This is a genomic window from Mycobacterium sp. E2462 (assembly GCF_001672685.1).
In the GTDB taxonomy this organism is placed as follows: Bacteria; Actinomycetota; Actinomycetes; order Mycobacteriales; family Mycobacteriaceae; genus Mycobacterium.
In genome coordinates, this window is the sequence record NZ_LZKC01000427.1 from 1 (window position 1) to 2379 (window position 2379).

3 protein-coding genes are annotated in these 2379 nt (G+C 70.3%); 2 read left to right on the forward strand and 1 reads right to left on the reverse strand.

The window, feature by feature from the left end:
• Positions 1 to 168: 168 nt before the first annotated feature.
• A complete protein-coding gene (locus A5714_RS21860) occupies positions 169 to 573 on the forward strand; it encodes a hypothetical protein (RefSeq protein WP_068072152.1) in 405 nt (134 codons plus the stop codon).
• A 47-nt stretch (positions 574 to 620) separates the two neighbouring features.
• Entirely contained in the window at positions 621 to 1640 is a 1020-nt protein-coding gene (locus A5714_RS21865; protein WP_068288795.1) for an NADP-dependent oxidoreductase, read from the forward strand.
• A 15-nt stretch (positions 1641 to 1655) separates the two neighbouring features.
• On the opposite strand, the gene A5714_RS21870 is transcribed toward A5714_RS21865, so the two are convergent.
• The gene (locus A5714_RS21870; protein ID WP_068288797.1) at positions 1656 to 2276 is read right to left on the reverse strand and encodes a hypothetical protein; all 621 of its coding nucleotides are present in this window, start codon (positions 2274 to 2276) and stop codon (positions 1656 to 1658) included.
• Positions 2277 to 2379: the final 103 nt, after the last annotated feature.

Sequence of the window (2379 nt, forward strand, 5' to 3'; positions counted from 1 at the left end):
CCGGCGCCTCGGCAGCCGCCGATGACGATGTACCTGCACTTCCCCTTCGTCACCGTGCCCATCCCCATCAATCCACCCGCGCCGCCGCCCCCGCCGCCCTAGGACGTGGCAAACCCGCTCGGCGAAGCGCACACTGGCAGGAACGGCACGAGCGGGCGAGGAGGTCGCGTGGGCGAGCACGGTGCATTTGGATTCGATCCCGAAGACTTCGACCGGGTGATCCGGGAGGGCAGCGAGGGGCTGCGCGAGGTGTTCGAGCGGCTGGGCAAATTCGTCGGCGCGCCCGGCCCGCGGTCGGGGTGGTCGGTCCTCTTCGACGACCTGTCGCGGCGGCCTCGCCCGGCGCCCGAGACCGCCGGTGAAGCCGGTGACGGGGTGTGGGCCATCTACACGGTGGACGCCGGCGGCGGCGCCCGGGTGGAGCAGGTGTACGCGACGGAACTCGACGCGCTGCGGGCGAACAAGGACAACACCGACCCCAGCCGCAAGGTGCGGTTTCTGCCCTACGGCATCGCCGTCAGCGTCCTCGACGGCGACACCGACGACCGGCCTGAGGGCCCGCGCGCCGACTAATTCGCCAATTCGCCGGCCGATTTCGGCCGGTTAGGTAACTTCTGTTCGTGCCCGAGTTGCCGAACCGCCAGATCGTGCTCCGCCGCCGCCCGTCGGGACTGGTGCAGCCCGCCGACACCGAGACGATCACCGCGCCGGCACCCGAACCCGCCGAGGGCGAGGCGTTGCTGCGCACCACCTACGTGGGCATCGATGCCGCCGCCCGCACCTGGCTCGACGATCAGCCCAGCTATCTCCCGCCGGTCCAGCTCGGCGAGGTCATCCGGGCGGCGGGGATCGGCGAGGTCGTCGCATCCCGGTGCGACGCCTACGCCGTCGGCGACGTGGTAACCACGCTGACCGGCTTCCAGGAATACGCGCTCATCCGCGACGACCTGTTCAGCACGCCGATCCCCGGTGAGGACGACCAGTTGGCGATCATGTCGGTGTACGGGCCGACCGGCGCCACCGCGTATTTCGGGATGACCGACATCGGCAAGCCCACCGAAGGGGAGACCGTCGTGGTCTCGGCCGCCGCGGGGGCCACCGGGTCGGTCGCCGGGCAGATCGCGAAGATCGCGGGCGCGCGGGTGGTCGGCATCGCGGGCGGCCCGCAAAAGTGCCGCGCGGTGGTGGAGGACTTCGGCTTCGACGCGTGCATCGACTACAAGAACGACGACGTGCCGGCGGCGCTCAAACGGCACTGCCCCCAGCGCATCGACGTCTATTTCGACAACGTCGGCGGCCCCATCCTCGACGCGGTGCTCGGCCGGCTGGCGTCACGCGCGCGGGTGGTGCTGTGCGGCGTCATCTCCAGTTACCTGACCGGCGAGCACCCCGGCCCGGCGAACTACGTCAACCTGCTGGCCAAGACCGCGCTGATGCAGGGCTTCAACGCCCTCGACCAGTGGGGCCGGTTCGACGAGGCCTTCACCGCGCTGCGGCAATGGGAGTCCGAGGGGCGACTCAAGCACCGGCAGACCGTCTTTGAGGGCATCGACTCGTGCGTCGATGCCCTCAACGGCCTGTTCACCGGGGTCAACATCGGCAAGACGCTGGTCAAGCTCAGCGAACCCGGTTCCCGGTAGCCGGGGCGGGCGGGCTCAGCCCTCCCCGAGCGCGCGGTGCAGCGCCTTCTTGGCTTCCGTCAGCGCCTCCAACACCGTGGCCTGCGCCTGGGCCAGCTGCTGCTTCTGCTCGTCGGTGCCCGTCCAGGCGATGGTGCGCGCCAGCCCGGCGATCTCGAACAGCTCCTTGCGGATCTTGAGGGCGTCGCCGAATTTGGCGGCACGGCCGAGGAACGCGTGCGCGGTCTCGCTGCTGACGCCCCGCCAGGCCAGGATGTTGCGGCCCAGCTCGGTCAGCGTCGCCACTCCGTTTTCCACCGTGACGGCGCCGCGACCGGCGAGGATGCCGATGGCCAGCTCGGCCACGTCCTGCGGGGGAGTGAACGCGCCCTGCGTCGCGTCCGTCACCCGCTGCACCACCTGTGCCGCGTCGGCGGGACCGTCGAGCAGCAACGCCGCGGTGACGAACGCCGCCCGCTTGAGCCCGTGACGGCCGTGCTTGCCGAATCCCGGGCCGTGCTGCCCGAACGCCGGGCCGCCCCAGCCGAACCCAGGGCCGCCGAACCCGGGACCGCCGAAACCGGGGCCACCACCGAAACCGGGGCCGCCGAAACCGGGACCACCGAAGCCGGGACCACCGAAAAATCCACCAGACATTGCAGTTCCTTTCGTTTCATCCGCAGATATCAACCTCCTTGATACCACCGACCGGCGCGATGTCAACGACGTTGATGGTCGGAGGGTGTCGCCGCAGGTCGAT